Annotated in this window: 6 protein-coding genes and 1 tRNA gene; 4 read left to right on the top strand and 3 right to left on the bottom strand. The window is 64.0% G+C overall.

Annotated features, from left to right (window positions below; translation table 11 throughout):
- Positions 1-70 precede the first annotated feature (70 nt).
- On the bottom strand, positions 71-736 hold the full coding sequence (locus KBB96_RS19355; protein ID WP_211631138.1) for a hypothetical protein: 666 nt from the start codon (positions 734-736) through the stop codon (positions 71-73).
- 228 nt (positions 737-964) lie between these two features.
- Here KBB96_RS19355 and KBB96_RS19350 point away from each other — a divergent pair, with 228 nt between their 5' ends.
- Positions 965-3,634, top strand: a complete 2,670-nt coding sequence (locus KBB96_RS19350) for a glycoside hydrolase family 2 TIM barrel-domain containing protein (protein WP_211631137.1) — start codon at positions 965-967, stop codon at positions 3,632-3,634.
- Between the two features lie 153 nt (positions 3,635-3,787).
- Here the strand turns inward: KBB96_RS19350 and KBB96_RS19345 are convergent, their stop codons facing one another.
- Entirely contained in the window at positions 3,788-10,810 is a 7,023-nt protein-coding gene (locus KBB96_RS19345) for an autotransporter-associated beta strand repeat-containing protein (RefSeq protein ID WP_211631136.1), read from the bottom strand.
- 501 nt (positions 10,811-11,311) lie between these two features.
- A tRNA-Arg gene (locus KBB96_RS19340) sits at positions 11,312-11,383 on the bottom strand.
- Positions 11,384-11,526: 143 nt separating this feature from the next.
- Here KBB96_RS19340 and KBB96_RS19335 point away from each other — a divergent pair.
- The 3 genes from KBB96_RS19335 to KBB96_RS19325 are packed head-to-tail and all read left to right on the top strand — an operon-like array spanning position 11,527 to position 14,908.
- Entirely contained in the window at positions 11,527-12,888 is a 1,362-nt protein-coding gene (locus KBB96_RS19335; RefSeq protein ID WP_211631135.1) for an LpxL/LpxP family acyltransferase, read from the top strand.
- On the top strand, positions 12,885-13,805 hold the full coding sequence (locus KBB96_RS19330; RefSeq protein WP_211631134.1) for a mitochondrial fission ELM1 family protein: 921 nt from the start codon (positions 12,885-12,887) through the stop codon (positions 13,803-13,805). The genes KBB96_RS19335 and KBB96_RS19330 overlap by 4 nt, the downstream gene beginning before the upstream one ends.
- Entirely contained in the window at positions 13,802-14,908 is a 1,107-nt protein-coding gene (locus KBB96_RS19325; protein ID WP_211631133.1) for a glycosyltransferase family 4 protein, read from the top strand. Before KBB96_RS19330 ends, KBB96_RS19325 begins: the two co-directional genes overlap by 4 nt.
- The last annotated feature ends 20 nt before the right edge of the window (positions 14,909-14,928 follow it).

Below are 14,928 nucleotides of genomic sequence, written 5' to 3'. Positions count from 1 at the left end.
AGGCATGAAACGCCCGGAGGCACCAAGACCCCCGGACGCGTGCATGTTACCCATGGAATTCAAGAAGAGGTCAGGCGCGGCGCAGAACGCGGCGGCGGAAAAACAAGAGCGGTGAAGCGGCGGCCAATACTCCGAATGCCGAAGGCTCCGGCACGGAGGTGACATTCAACGAAACATTGTCCACACGCGAATACTCGTCCGACGTGAACCCGGAGCCCGGCATGAAGGAGAAAAACAACATCTTCCCGGCGGCACCTGCTCCGACCGCTGCGGTCGGAAGCGTGCCCGTGGAGGCATAGGTGGAACCTCCCACCGCCTGCGTGCCGGAGAACAACACCGTCTGGGTGCCGGTCATTGTGTTGTCGCTGGTATAGAAAAGCGTCCAGTTCATCTGGTCGGTGGTCTCGGCCTGAAAGGCACCACGAACGTCGAAACTCAGGCTGAAGGTGTCTCCGGTCGTCAGCACATACGTGGTATTGAGCACCGCGCCGATGGGCACATTCGCGGCACTCAGTCCAACCACCAGCGACCAACCGCCAGCGCTGGCCATGTTGTTCTGGCGCTGGATCGAACCACCCGAGGGAGCGACCCAGTTGTTGAAAACCGTCGTGCTGGCACCGGTTTCGAAGCTGCCATTGAGCATCGTGGCATCGATCAGCACCGTGGCGGCATGGGACTGCATCACCGGTGCACCGAGGAGCACCAGCAGGGAAATCAGGCGGAACGAGAAGGGCATGCAATGAGGACGTTGGGGGCTTTGTCAGGAAGGCACCACCGCAAGGAGCGCGGAGGCAAAGGGTGATTTCGCCGGACCTCCCGGGTGTTCCCCGGAAAGCGGAAATTTCGTTCCTCAGCCGCACGGAATGCGTTGGAATGCCGGTTTCTTGAAAAAGCACGTCACTTTCCCGGTGTTGCGGGCCTCGTTTCGTAACACTCCGGAGTTTCGCGAAATATCCTCCATCACATGATCCGCCATCTATTGCTCTTATTGGGTGCCATTTCCGTCCTCCAGGCCGCGCCGGAGCGGGAGCCTGAATTTTCCAAGGCCGGCTTCTACGATCTCGCGGGCAGCGGTCGTGAGGTGGCGGACTTCAATATCGGCTGGCGCTTCCATCGCGGCGATGTGAAGGGCGCGGAAGCCCGCGATTTCAACCACCGCGAGTGGCAATCCGTCTCCACTCCGCACGGCGTGGACACCGCCCTGCCGGAGGAAACCAGCGGCACCTCGAACTACCAGGGACCGGCGTGGTATCGGAAGACCTTCACCCCACCCGCGGATCTCGCGGGCAAGCTGGTGTCGCTCCACTTCGAAGGCATCCTCGGCAAATCGAAGGTCTGGGTGAATGGCAAGCTGCTGCGCGAACACTACTCCGGCTTCCTGCCCGCCATCGTCGACATCACCGCCGCCATCGAACCCGGCAAACCGAACGTAGTCGCAGTGCTCGCGGACAACAGCGACGACCCCACCTACCCGCCCGGCAAGCCGCAGAAGAATCTCGATTACTGCTACCTCGGCGGTATCTACCGCGACGTGTGGCTGGTGACCACGAACCGCGTCCACATCACCGATCCGAACGCCGTCGATCAAGTAGCGGGCGGCGGCGTGTTCTTCCACACCGATGAGCTCACCGACCAGCAGGCCAAGTCCGGCGTGCAGGTCCAGGTGGAAAACACCACCGATCAACCGGGCACCTATACCGTGCAATGCGAGCTGACCGATGCCGCCGGCAAAACCGTGACCTCCGCTGAAGCCCCCGTGACCCTCTCCGCGAAATCCGCCGACCATGCCAAGGTTGCCCTCACCGTGGAAAAGCCCGCGCTGTGGACGCCGGACGCGCCCGTGCTCCACAACCTGCTGGTGCGGGTGAAGGACAAAGACGGCAAGGTCATCGACGGCTGCCGCAGCCGCGTCGGCCTGCGCACGATCGCGTTCACCCACGAGCAGGGTTTCATCCTCAACGGCAAGCCGTTCACGGAAAAACTCATCGGCGCGAACCGCCACCAGGACCACGCCGTCATCGGCTTCGCGCTGAGCAACAACCTGCACTGGCTCGATGTGCTGAAGCTTCGCGAAGCCGGGCTCCGTGTGGTGCGCAACGCCCACTACCCGCAGGACCCCGCCTTCATGGATGCCTGCGATGAGCTCGGCATGCTCGTCATCGTCAACACGCCGGGCTGGCAGTTCTGGAACAAGGAGCCGATCTTCGGCCAGCGCGTCTATTCGGACATCCGCAACATGGTGCGCCGCGACCGCAACCACGCCTCCGTGCTGCTGTGGGAACCGATCCTCAACGAAACCAGCTATCCCGCGGACTTCGCGAAGAACGCGCACGACATCACCCACGCCGAGTATCCTTATCCCGGCTGCTACACCGCTGCGGACTCGGAAGCCGACGGTCATGAACATTTCGAAGTACTCTTCGCTCATCCGAAGTCCGGCGACGGTCTCGACACCGCAACCAAGTATGACAAGAGCAAGGTCTACTTCACCCGCGAATGGGGGGACAACGTGGACGACTGGGGCGCACAGAATTCACCGAGCCGTGTGGCGCGCGCCTGGGGCGAAGTGCCGCAACTCGTACAGGCCAAGCATTACGCGAAACCCTCGTATGCCTACTCCTGCCTCGACTCGCTGTTCCGCGCCGGTCCGGAGCACTTCGGCGGCACCATGTGGCATGCCTTCGACCACCAGCGCGGCTATCATCCGGATCCGTTCCTCGGCGGCATCATGGATGCCTTCCGACGTCCGAAGTTCTCCTATGAACTCTTCAAGGCCCAGCGCCCTCCGGGACTCATCATGCCGGGTGTCGACAGCGGCCCAACCGTCTTCGTCGCCAACATGATGACGCCTTTCTCTCCGGAAGATGTCACCGTCTATTCGAACTGCGACTCCGTCCGCCTGAGCGTAAACGGCAAGGTCTTCGGCGAGAAGGCCATCCCCTTCGCCGAAGGCACCCGCTCGCGCATCCCGATGGTCACCTTTGAAAACGCCTTCCACTTCATGGAAGCGAAGAAGCTCAGCCGCGCCTTCAAGCCGAACGACGTTCAGCTCGTCGCCGAGGGCATCATCGATGGCAAGGTGGTGTGCACGAATGTTTCCCGCCCGGCCCAGCTCGCGGTGAAGATCGGCCTGAGTATCGACAACGGCGGCCAGAAGATCCTCGCGGATGGTTCCACGGTCATCCCGATCGTCGCCGCGCTTCAGGACAAGAACGGCACCATCAAGCGCCTCAACGATGGCGCGGTATCCTTCGAAGTCACCGGCGCGGGCGAGCTCATCGGTGATGTCTCCGTCGGTGCCAATCCGCGCATCCTGAAGTGGGGTGAAGCCCCGGCCCTGATCCGCGTCGGCGCGAAGCCCGGCAAGATCCGCATCGTCGCCCGCTTCGTTCCCGCCGGGGCCCAGATGCCGCAGACCGGTGTCCTCGAATTCGAAACCGCCCCCGCGCCCGGCCGCTTCATCCAGGACGAAATCCCCGAGCCCAGCCACGGCAAGGCCGTCGTGCAGAACGATGGCGGCGACACCGTCGACTCCCTGCGACTCAAACTCGAAGCCACCGAAAAGGAACTCAACCGCCTCCGCAACCGCGAGGTCGAGCGCCAGCAGAGCGACTTCGAGCATACGGGCAAGTAAGCCTCCGCCGAACCATCCGTCCTTTCACGGAACCAGGTTGAGCAATCGCTAACGAAAGAGCCCGATCCGGAAAATCCGGATCGGGCTTTCATGTCATTGCATCTACCCGGAAAATGACTGCCGGAGACGGCAGGAAAGTCCGGGTTATGCGGTTCAGGGTTTCGGAGTCGCCTTGAGGCGGACGAAGAGCTTGCCGTTCACAGCGTTGCTCCGCGGAATATTCACCGTGATGCTGTCAAAGACCGGGTTGGTCGCGTCGATCTGGACCACGCCATCGTTCGGATCGGCGTCCGGAATGACGATGTCCGTCCAGGTGCCGAGGTTGGTTCCCCACTGGACGGTCACGTTGGTGTCCTGCTTCGACTGCTTGCTGCGCAGGAAGTAGAAGTGCAGCATGTTGGTATCCAGCTGCTGCACCGGCAGCTCCGACTGCGACGAGGTGAGCGGATTGCCCCCCAACACGTATTCAAGCAGGTTGTAGACACCGTCGTGATCCGGGTCCTGGAGCACGCCATTGTTGGCGGCGGTCAGCCCCTGCGAACCGGCCCAGGCGATGAACGGCGAATTCGTCAGCTTGATCTGTCCCGCAGTGCTGGTGTCCAGGCTGTAGCCGGACGGAATGCCAGTCACGGTGGTGAACGTCGGAGTGGCACCGGTGAAGGTGGCGATCACGTAGCTCGGCGCGGTCGGCGTGGTGATCGTGGAGATCGCCAGCGTGGCACCGGTGAGGGTCAGGCTGCCGGAGGACACCAGCTTGTCGCTGTTCGCTCCGTCCAACTGGCAGGCATAGGTGCCGGTCAGGGTGACGGCGCCGGTATTGAGCGTGCCGGTGCCGGTGGTTCCCGGGGCGATCGTGCCCGCGGAGGTCACCGTGCCAGCAACGGTGCCGGTGCCACCGAGGGTGGCACCGATGGCGACATTCACCGCACTCGCCGCCACCGTGGAGCCGGTGACGATAAGCGTGCCACCAGTGACGCTGGTGGTGCCGGTGTAGGTGTTCACACCCGTCAGCGTGGTGGTGCCGGTGCCGCTCTGTTTCACCTGACCGGTTCCGGAGATGATGTTGGAGAAGCTCCCGGCCGCGTCGGAACGGTTGAAGGTCAGCGTCGCGTTGTTCGTAACATTCAGCGTGCCCAGCGTGCCGGCGGTGCCACCATTGCCGACCATCAGAGTGGTTCCGGTGCCGGTCACGGCGAGGGATCGGGTGGCGCTGCCGGTGATGGTGTTGGTGCCGGAGAAGGCGACCGTGCCACCGCCGGTGATCGTCAGCACGGCGGTGGCCGCATCGCCGGAAGGCGAGGTTCTAATGATCCCCTGGATGTCCAAGTCGATGCCGGAGGCCGTCGTGCCTGGCGCGATGGTGAAGGTGGTGTTGCCCTGGCGCAATGGAGCGAGGGTGGTGCCACTAATGGTGGAGGTCGTGGACGAGGCGAGGCTGTTCAGAGTCGAGGCACCCGCGAAGAAGTCGAGGTTCGAGCCCGCGATGCCGGTGATGCTCGCGCCGGTCATATTGACAGTGGCACTGCCCAGCGTCTGGTTGGCCGCCGTGTTGACGTTGAGCGTGGAGCCCACGAGGTTGAGGGTGCTCAGGCGGGTGGTCCCGTCGTATCCGGTCGCATCGCCGGTGCTCAGACGCAGTGTGGCCCCAGCGCTGACGGTCGCGACGCCGCGGATGGCACCGTTGGCACCGCCGCCGCCTGTGATGTCAAGGATGCCTTGGCTGACCATCGTGCCACCGGTGTAGGTCTTCTGGGTGCTGAACGTGAGCGTACCCGCGCCGGTCTTGGTCAGAGCTCCAGCACCGGAGATGCCGCCGGAGAGCGTTTGTGCGGCGGAGGAGGCGTGGTTGAATGTCGCACCCGAAGCGATGGTGATGGCACCGGCATAGGCTCCCGAGTTCAACGAGCCCGAACCTCCGATGACCAGCGTGCCACCATTGACGGCCGTCGTGCCGGTATAGGTGTTCACGCCGGTGAGCGTGAGGTTCCCCGTGCCGAGTTTGTTGAGTCCGAGCGTATCGGTCACCGTGCCGACGTGATTCGTGATCGGGGTGGCGTAGGTGAAATTGCCGCCGGCGTTGGTGGTATCGAGGCCGAGGATCGAACCGTTCTTGAAGCCCTGGGTGGCCGTGGCGGCTCCTACGTTGCTGAGGCCCTTGAGGGTATCGATGTCCGCCGAGGTGAACTCGTTCGCTCCGCCGACATTGAAGGCGGCGGTCGCCCCGGAGGCGACGTTCAGGTTGGCAGCCGTCCAAGAGGCTGTCGTGCCATTGTAGAGCGCCGCCCGTTTGGTGAGTGCCAGCATGCCCAGATTCACTGTCGTCGCACCCGTGTAACTATTGGTGCCGCTGAGGATAAAGGTTCCGGCAACGCCCGATCCGTCGCCGATGGTCAGGCCGGAGGCGGTCGATTCACCGATGTTGCCGTTGATCACACCGAATCCTCCGGTCGCTGCGACCAAGGTGGTGTTTCCGGCCAGTGTGACGGAGCCATTCAGAGTCGTGGTGATGCCCGAGTTTCCAAGGCGCAATGCACCGTTGAATCCGCCGCCTTCGCCGTAACCGACGCCGGCGATGGTGAAGTTTTGGCTGAAGGTTCCACCTTGCCACATGCCCAAGTGGCCGCCGTTTGTCACGACAACGCTGGTCGTGCCTCCCAGGCCGCCACCGGCCGCAGGATCCGTGATGACACGGCCTTGTTCAACCTGCAGCGTGCCGGTAAAGGCCGAGCCAAGGGCGACCGTGCCCCAGCTGGTGTCAAAGGTTTTGCCCGATCCGAGAGCGAGCGTGCCCGCGCCGGTGTATTTCGACCAGGTCGGCGCAGCCCCACCCGCGGTGTTATACAGAAGGCGGAGCGTGCTTCCCGATGCGATGGCGTAGTTGCCATTGATCGTCGGGTTGGTGGTGCCATCTCCGAGTTGCAGGGTACCGGCACTGACGGTGGTGCCGCCGGTGTAGGTATTCACGCCGGTGAGCGTCAACATGCCGGATCCGGCCTTGGTGAGCGCATAGCCTCCGCTCAAATCGCTGATGATACCCGAGATGGCGAGGGTGCCGCCGCCGACAACCGTCCAGGTCTGGTTGCCGCCCATTCCCACCTTGGCGGAGATGGTATTGGTGCCGGAGGTGTTGTTCGAGGTGATGCCGTTGGTGGCATCCAGCACCAGCATGTTGGTGCCGGCGATGGTTGCTCCCGTGGTGCCGGAACTGAAGGTCAGGCTGTTGATTTCAAAGTCCGCACCGAGCGTGGTGGTGAGGTTGCCCGCCACCGGGGTGGTGGTGGCAAAGGTGACGTCCGTTCCGAGTCCGGGAACGGCTCCGGTATTGACGTTGCTGGTAGCGTCCGTATTCCAGTTGCCCGCTGTTCCCCACACGGCATCCGTGGCACCGCTCCAATAGGTGGTGGCGGGTCCGGCGACGGAGGTGCTGACATTGAGGTTGATCTGTCCGGGCAAGCTCGTGTCGAGGCTGAAGAGATAGCCTCCCGCACGGGTGGTCGCCAGAGTGGCTCCGACGGTGCTGCCGGAGGCGCCGTTGACCAGGGTGTAGAGACCGGGGTTGATCGGGGTCCCGGCCAGTTGGCGCAGGTTGATGATGGCGTTTGCCCCACCGGTGATGGCACCGGTCGTCAGCATGTCCGTGGCAAAGGTGCCGAGGTCGAAATACAGGTTGCTGTTGGCAGCAAGGGTCAGGGTGCTGGAGAGCGTCAGATTGCTCGTCGTGCTATCCATCAGGTTCACGGCGCCGCCGGAGGCCACGGTCACCGCGCCACCCACCGTGCCGGTGCCGCTCAGCGCGCCACCCGAGTTCACCGCCACCGCGCTCCCGGCGAGGGATCCGGTCACCGCCAGAGTGCCGCCGTTGATGGTGGTCGGTCCGCGGTAGGTGTTTGCTCCAGCGAGCGTCCAAGTGCTGGTGCCGGTCTTGGTAATGCGGGTATCACCGGCGCCGACGGCTGTATAAATGGCGGAGTCGGAGATGACACCATTGATGGCATTCCCCGTCGAAGTGCCGCCGAGCGTCAGCGTGTCAAAGCCTCCGCTCGTCTGCCGGTTGGTCACATTGCCCGTGATGGTGACGGAGGTCGTCGTGGGGTTCAGTGTAGTTGTGTTACCAGTCGATCCCGGCAGGTTCAGGGCGCTGAAGCTTTGAAGATATCCGTTGGAACCGGTGAAATTGATGGTGCTGACGAATGCGTTGGAGGCCGTACCGTTGTTCAATGCGCCAAAGGCGATGGTGCTGCCGGTGGTCGCGCCACCGTTGTTGCCCACATTGATGGTCGTGGTGAGCGAGCCCGAGAGCGTCAGGTTATTGCCTTGGGAGATGGTGCCGAAATCGTCATTCCTGACCGAGAGCGTCCCCGAGCCGAGGTTCACCGGGCTGACGGTTGACAATGCCCCGACCGAACCTGCCGCAACCAAGGTGCCGGCGTTGACGTTCGTCGCGCCGGTGTAGGTGTTGTTTCCGGAAAGGGTCCAGGTGCCGGTGCCAGCCTTCGTCACCGAGGTGGTGTTGGTGCCGGAGTTGTCCACAATGGCGCCGGAGATTTCACCGGTGCCTGCCGTGGAGCCCTGGAGGGTCAAGGTCTTGCTGCCCAGGCCCGTGGCGGTGAACGCGCTGGTGAACTTGAGCAGGCCCGAGCCGGACTGGTCGATCACCGCGCCACCGGTCAGGCCGGCCAGATCGATCGGGCGGTCGGTCGCATCACCCGTGCCCGTGTAGAGCAACGTCCCGGCGACCGTCGCAGAGCCCATCGCGATAGTGCCGTTTGCCAGCGTCGTGGGAGCACCGAGAGGACTGGCGATGCCGAGATTCTTGATGGCGCCGAGGCTGAGCGTGCCCGCATTGATGGCGGTGACGCCGGTGTAGGTATTCGCACCCGAGAGCACCAGCGTGCCGGAGCCGGTCTTCAACAGACCCGATCCACCATTGTCGGCGATGATCGAAGCGATGGTCAGGTTGTTCGTGAGATCGTTGTTGAGGACGGTCAGCGTGCCGCCGCTGGCGGCCCGGATGGAACCTCCGGTGATGAGCGACGCGTTGTTGCCCACCGCCCCGGAGACAACGATGCCTTGGTTGAGGGTCAGGGTATTGCCGCCGCCGATGGTCACGGTGCGTGCCGCGGCATCATTGAAGCCGATGCCATCGATGACGACGCCGCTGCCCACGGAGTTGGTGAAGGCGCTGCCAGTGGTGCCATACGTGGTGGCACCGGAGACCCAGGTGCTCAGGTCGGACGCGGTGTTGTTCGCCGTGCTGACGGCCTGCACGTAGTTGTTCGCATCCGTTCTCGCGAAGAGAGTGGAGTTAAAGCTGACGGAAGGCAGGAACGGAGTGTTGGCGGTGGTGCCGGGGATCTTGAGTTGGGCGGTGCCGGTGCCGGTGGTGATCACGTTGAGGCCGTTCGCAAGGCCCGTCATCACGCCTGCGCCGGTGCCGGTGAAGTCCGCGGTGAGTATCTGGCCGGCCGCCGTGCTCAGGGCGATGCTGGAGGCAGCGGAAAGGGTCAGGCCATTGATGGTCTGGGAGGTGGCCGCGCCAGCATTGGCGGTGAACTGGAGCGTGCCGCCGCCGAGGGTCACCAGGTTGGTCGCGGGAACCTTGGCCGTGTTGTTCGTCGTGTAATCGAGAACAAGCGTGCCGGCGTTGACGGTGGTGGCTCCGGTGTAGGTGTTCGTGCCTGACAGGAGCAGGGTGCCGGCACCCGCCTTGGTCAGGTTGTGCGTGGCGCCGCCGACGGCGCTGCCGCTGCCGGCGTCGTTGACGAAATTGGAACTGATTTGCAGGTCGACGCCGGAGGGAGTGGTGCCCTTGGCGGTGGTGATGGTGGTGTTGCCACCGGGGGTGCCAAGGGTGGGGACGCTGATGATGGCGGTGGTGGCCGCGGCGTTGGTAGTGACGTTGGTGTCGCCAATCCCGTTGTTTCGCAGGTCGAACTTGCTGCTGGCGATGCCCGTGAGCGTACCGCCGGTGAAGCTGATGCCGATGGAGGTGGCGGAGTTGTTGCCGGTGTTCGCGAAGTTCAGCGTGCCACCGTTGATCGTAATAGCGGTAACGCGGGTGTTTTGGGCATTGCCCAGTCCGTTGGCGGTATTGATATTCGTCGTCGCGCCCGAAGAAATGGTCAGCGATCCGATGATGGTACCGGATCCTCCTCCTTGGTTGAGGTTCAGGGTACCGGTGCTGACGGTGGTAGCGCCGGTGTAGGTGTTCGCGGCGGTGAGCGTGAGGGAGCCGGTGCCCGTCTTGGTGAGGCCGCCCGCGGCACCGGAGGCGATGCCAGAGAGGGTGGTGTTCGCATTCGTGGCGATGCCGCGCACGGCGGTACCGAGGTTGACGTTGCCTGAGAAAGCGAGGTCGCCGGTGCCACCCGTGGTTTGGCCGAAATTTGCAACACCGGTGAAAGCGCCGCTGGCCGGAGCGAAGTCGAGCGCGTTGGTGAAGCTACGCGCCGTGCTGCTGGAAGACGCCAGGGTCATGTTGCCACCGCCCGAGCCGAGGTAAATCGTGCCGGTGCCGAATGCAGCGTTGTTACCGGCAAGGAGCGCGCCGTTGTTGGTGAAGACCCAGGCGGCGGTGTTGCTGCCATTGAGCGTCCATGTGCCAGCATCGCCCTTCGCGAGCTGGCCGTCCACCGCAAGCACGCCGTTGAGGACGCCGGTGCCGGCGCCACGCAGCCACAGATTGACGTCGCCCGTTGTCGCGGATCCGGACGCGGTGACCTTGCTCAACGTCAACGTGCCCGAGGCGGCATTGAGCTGCATGCGGTTGGTGGCGCCCTGTCCAACCGTGGGGACCGCGGCGTATCCGCCGGTCAGAGCGAGATCGCTGGCGATGGAGATGTTCTTGCCGCTGCTATTGACGACGACGTCACCCGAAGTGGTGGGCGCGCTGCCAAGCGAGATCGCGGAGCCGGTGATGCTCACATCGGCGGTCACACCCGAGGCCGCAAAGTTCATGCTGTTCCAGGTGACGGGAGAGTCCACCGTCTGAGCACCGGTCAGCGAAGTGCTGATCCAGGTAGCGTCATCGGTGCTGGCCGGAGCGGCGCTCCATGACGCGGCGGCGGCAAGATTGGTGCCGGTGGCCGCCTTGTTGACGACAGCGGCGTGGACGACCGGCGCGGAGAGCGCACAGACGAACGTGGTGAGGAAGGCGAATTGGCGACGGGGTTTCATGGCAATGACTTGGGATGGGTAATGGTAATATTCTTGCTACAACAAACAGAGAGGGAGAGAGATCCGGCGGTAACGAGGGATCTTCAAGGAGCGGAAGGGCCTTGCCGTCGCAATGGGTGGGCATCCTTCGCACTGGCGCGAATGCGGAGAGCGGAGTCGATCTTCCGACGCATCGGCCTTTCCCAGCCATCTCTCCAAACCGGCTGCTCCGATTCAAGGAGAGCACTGGCTGGGGGGCCGGGGACGAGGGGAAACTGATACCTGAGACAGACTGATTCAACTTGGACAAATATGGAGAATGTATATACACACTGAAAAAATCGTCCACCTGAAAATTGCCTGCGTTTGCTTGGTCAAAAATTGACGTCCGCCGGTGCTCGGCCATGCGCGCCAAAAACGATTCCCTTCCGACCAAACCCGGATTGGCCGACATGCCTCTGAAGAAGCCACGGAAACAAGCTCCCTCACCGGAGCCTGCTTCTTTCCTTTTTACCGAGAAGCTGCTCCCGCCGGGAATCGAACCCAGATTTAGAGTTTAGGAAACCCTCGTTCTATCCGTTGAACTACGGGAGCTTGCGGTGCGGCGGTTGAAGCCGCGCGGGGTTCCTACCTGATCGGGACGGGCGGCGGAAAGAAAATCCCGCGCGAACCGCTACCGGAGCTCCCGTCATCATGGGCTTGCCCGGTGGGAGGGTGGCGGGCAGGATCGCGGGCTCATGACCGAGCCTTCCAAGCGCCCCAGCCTCGCCCACCGGGTGGAGTATGCGCTGTACCGCTGGATGGAAGGCGTGCTCGGCCAGATCCCGCTGGATGTCGTCACCATCGCCGGGGAGGTGCTGGCAGGCGGCGTGCGGATGGTTTCCTCCAAGCATCGCAAACTGGTGATGCGGAACCTCCGGATCGCCACCGCCGCCGACAAACCCACTGCGGAAGATCACGAGCGGCTGATGCGGGACACCTTCCGCCGCGCCGGGCGGAACTTGCTCGGCAGCCTGCGCTCCGCCCTGATGGAGCCGGAGGAGCTCGGCCCCTACCTGCGGGTGGAGGGAGCCCATCACCTCGCGGACCGCGCGGCGGCCGGACTCGGCACGGTGCTTTCGTGGTCGCACATGGGGAACTGGGAGATGCTCGCGCAGGCCCACTCCTATCTCGGCAACTACACCTCCGGTGGACCGATCTACCGCCCGCTGGAAAATCCCCTGCTGGACGCGCTCACGGTCGACCGCCGCACCGCCCAAGGCGCTTCCGTTTTCAGCAAGCACGATGGTTTCAACGGACCGGCCAAAACGATCCGCGAGGGCGGTCTGGTGACCGTCATGAGCGATCAGCGCGCCGGCGGTCACGGCGAGCTGTGCCCGTTCTTCGGCCGCCTTTCCTCCTGCACCCCGCTGCCAAGCCTTCTCGCCCGGCGTGCGAAGAGCCGGATCGTGACGCTTTCGATTTCCAGCAGCAATGACGGCACTTGGGTCATGCGGTTGCGTTCGCTGCCGGACAAGGTCGATACGACGGAACTGATGGCGCATCTGGAGACGGCGATGCGCGACAGCATCACGGACGTCTTTTGGTTCCATGACCGCTGGCGCGTGGACCGCACCCGGCCGCTGAGTTTCTACACCAAGCAATCGCCCACCGAGCCCTCGAAGGAGGCCAGCGTGCCAACACGCCTGGTCGCCACGCTTCCCGCCAATGCGCCGGAATCGGTAGCAGCCTTGGAGCGCATTCTGGAAATCCGCCCGGACGCCCGCATCGATGTGCTGGACGACGGTCACCTGCCGTCGCTGCCGGACGACGACCGCATCCAACGCGTGTGGTGGGATCCACATTGCCCGCCGGAGCACCTGCCGGGTGTCCTCCAGCGCAGCGATGGCAACCACCCCGCACCCTTGGATTTCGCACTGGTATTGGATGGTCACCGTGATCTGGCGAAGGCGGCACGGCGGTTCGGCCTGCGTTCGGTGATCGGCTGCGGCGGAAACGGCAAGCCCTTCACCCGCAGCTTCCCCCGCCCCACCGATGCGGAGGGATGGAGAGAACTTGCGGACGCGCTGGCCGCCACCCCATCCTCGGGAGCCTCGTGAACGACTCCCTCGACATCTGGCAACTGGCCGACGGCAAGCCGGGCCACGAAAACCAATCGCTCGGCCTGATCGAGGCCATCGGCCGCCGCTTGGCCGTCACCGTGCATCGGATCGACCTGTCCGGGGTGAAAGGGCCCATTGCGCGGCTGAAGAGCGCCTTCCGCCAAACCCACGGCTTGGGAACACCCGGTCTGGTCGTGGGGGCCGGCCACGCCACCCACGTGGCCATGATCGGCTTGGCCCGCCGCACCGGCACGCCGTGTGTGGTGCTGATGAAACCGAGCCTGCCCTGTGGGCTTTTCGATCTCTGTCTGGTGCCGCAACATGACCTGCACGGCGGTATCCCCGGGGACAATGTCGTCCCCACCGTGGGCGCGCTGAATCGGGTGCGGCACAGCGAAAAGCCAACCCGTTCCGGCGGACTAGTCCTGCTCGGCGGCCCCTCGTCCACCCATGGCTGGGATTCCACCGTCACGCTGGATGCCATCGGCCGCATCACCGCCGCCAATCCCGGCCAAAGCTGGGCGCTCACCGATTCCCGCCGGACTCCGGAAGGCGTACGCGACGAGATCCGGGCACGTTTTCCACATATCGAACTCTTCCCTCATGAGGAAACCGACCGCGCCTGGTTGCCCGCGCGCCTCGCCGGTTCCGCGGAGGTGTGGGTGACCGAGGACAGCATTTCCATGATTTACGAATCCCTCAGCAGTGGCGCGCGCGTCGGCCTGCTGCCGGTGCCACGCAAGAAATCCGGCCGCGTCGCCCGCGGCATCGACCAACTGGTCGAGGATGGACTCGCGACCCCTTTTGAAAGCTGGAGCAGGACCGGCACCCTGCCGCCCCCGGCGCGAGCGCTTCGCGAAGCGGACCGTTGCGCCGCGCTGATCTTGGAACGATGGTATCCGCAGGCGAGATGAAGGTCGTCCAATTGTTACCGGAGCTGGACAGTGGTGGCGTCGAACGCGGCACGCTGGAACTGGCACGCCACCTCGCAACCCACGGGCACGAGTCGATCGTCATTTCCGGCGGCGGCCGGATGGTGGATACCCTCGAATACGAAGGCTCCCGGCACCTCGCGTGGCCGATCGGCCGCAAGCGCCTGACGACGCTGCGGATGGTGCCGAAGCTCCGCAAATGGCTGGAGGAAGAGAAGCCGGACATCCTGCACCTGCGCTCGCGCGTCCCCGCCTGGGTGGCATGGCTGGCTTGGCGGAAGATGGACCCGCAGACGCGGCCACGGCTGGTCACCACCGTGCATGGCTTCAATTCCGTGAACCGCTGGTCGGAGATCATGACCTGCGGCGAGCGTGTGATCTGTGTCTCGGACAGCATCCGCCAGTTCGTGATCGACCACTATCCGCGCGCCCGGCCGGACAAGCTGCGGGTGATCCATCGTGGTGTCGACCCGGTGGACTACCCGCACGGCTGGCAGCCGCCGGAGGACTGGCGGAAAAAGTTCGAGACGGATTTTCCCGATACCCGCGGCAAGAAGCTCGTCACCCTGCCCGGACGCATCACCCGGCTGAAGGGTCACGAGGATTTCCTGAAAATCCTCGGCTCGCTCAACGACCCTCAAATCCACGGCGTGATCGCCGGGGGGGCTCATCCCCGCAAACAGGCCTACCTCGCTGAAATCCAGGCGCTGGCGGATGCCTCCGGCCTGCACCGGCAGGTGACCTTCACCGGCAACCGCTCGGACCTGAAAAACATCCTCGCGATCTCGGACGTGGTGCTTTCCCTCACCAGCCAGCCGGAGTCCTTCGGGCGCACCACGCTGGAGGCGCTCTCGCTGGGCGTGCCGGTGGCCGGTTACGACCATGGCGGCGTGGGCGAGCAGCTTGAGGAGCTTTTCCCTGCAGGGAAAATTCCGCCGCGAGACACCGCCAAGGCCTCCTCGGTGGTCCGTAGCTTCCTTGATCACCGCCCGCAGGTTCCGGCTTCCCATCCGTTCACCTTGCAACGCATGCTGGACCAAACCGTCGGCGTGTATCAGGAACTCCTCGCCACCCCGCGCCCCTGAGGCCACCCTTTCCCGCCAAT

It is taken from the genome of Luteolibacter ambystomatis (assembly GCF_018137965.1).
Lineage (GTDB): Bacteria > Verrucomicrobiota > Verrucomicrobiia > Verrucomicrobiales > Akkermansiaceae > Luteolibacter > Luteolibacter ambystomatis.
This window is presented reverse-complemented; position numbering and strand designations above follow the sequence as displayed.

Bases quoted from the DNA above. Each gene is read 5' to 3' on its own strand.
- KBB96_RS19355 (WP_211631138.1), bottom strand. From the start codon at position 736: ATGCCCTTCTCGTTCCGCCTGATTTCCCTGCTGGTGCTCCTCGGTGCA.
- KBB96_RS19350 (WP_211631137.1), top strand. From the start codon at position 965: ATGATCCGCCATCTATTGCTCTTATTGGGTGCCATTTCCGTCCTCCAG.
- KBB96_RS19345 (WP_211631136.1), bottom strand. From the start codon at position 10,810: ATGAAACCCCGTCGCCAATTCGCCTTCCTCACCACGTTCGTCTGTGCG.
- KBB96_RS19335 (WP_211631135.1), top strand. From the start codon at position 11,527: ATGACCGAGCCTTCCAAGCGCCCCAGCCTCGCCCACCGGGTGGAGTAT.
- KBB96_RS19325 (WP_211631133.1), top strand. From the start codon at position 13,802: ATGAAGGTCGTCCAATTGTTACCGGAGCTGGACAGTGGTGGCGTCGAA.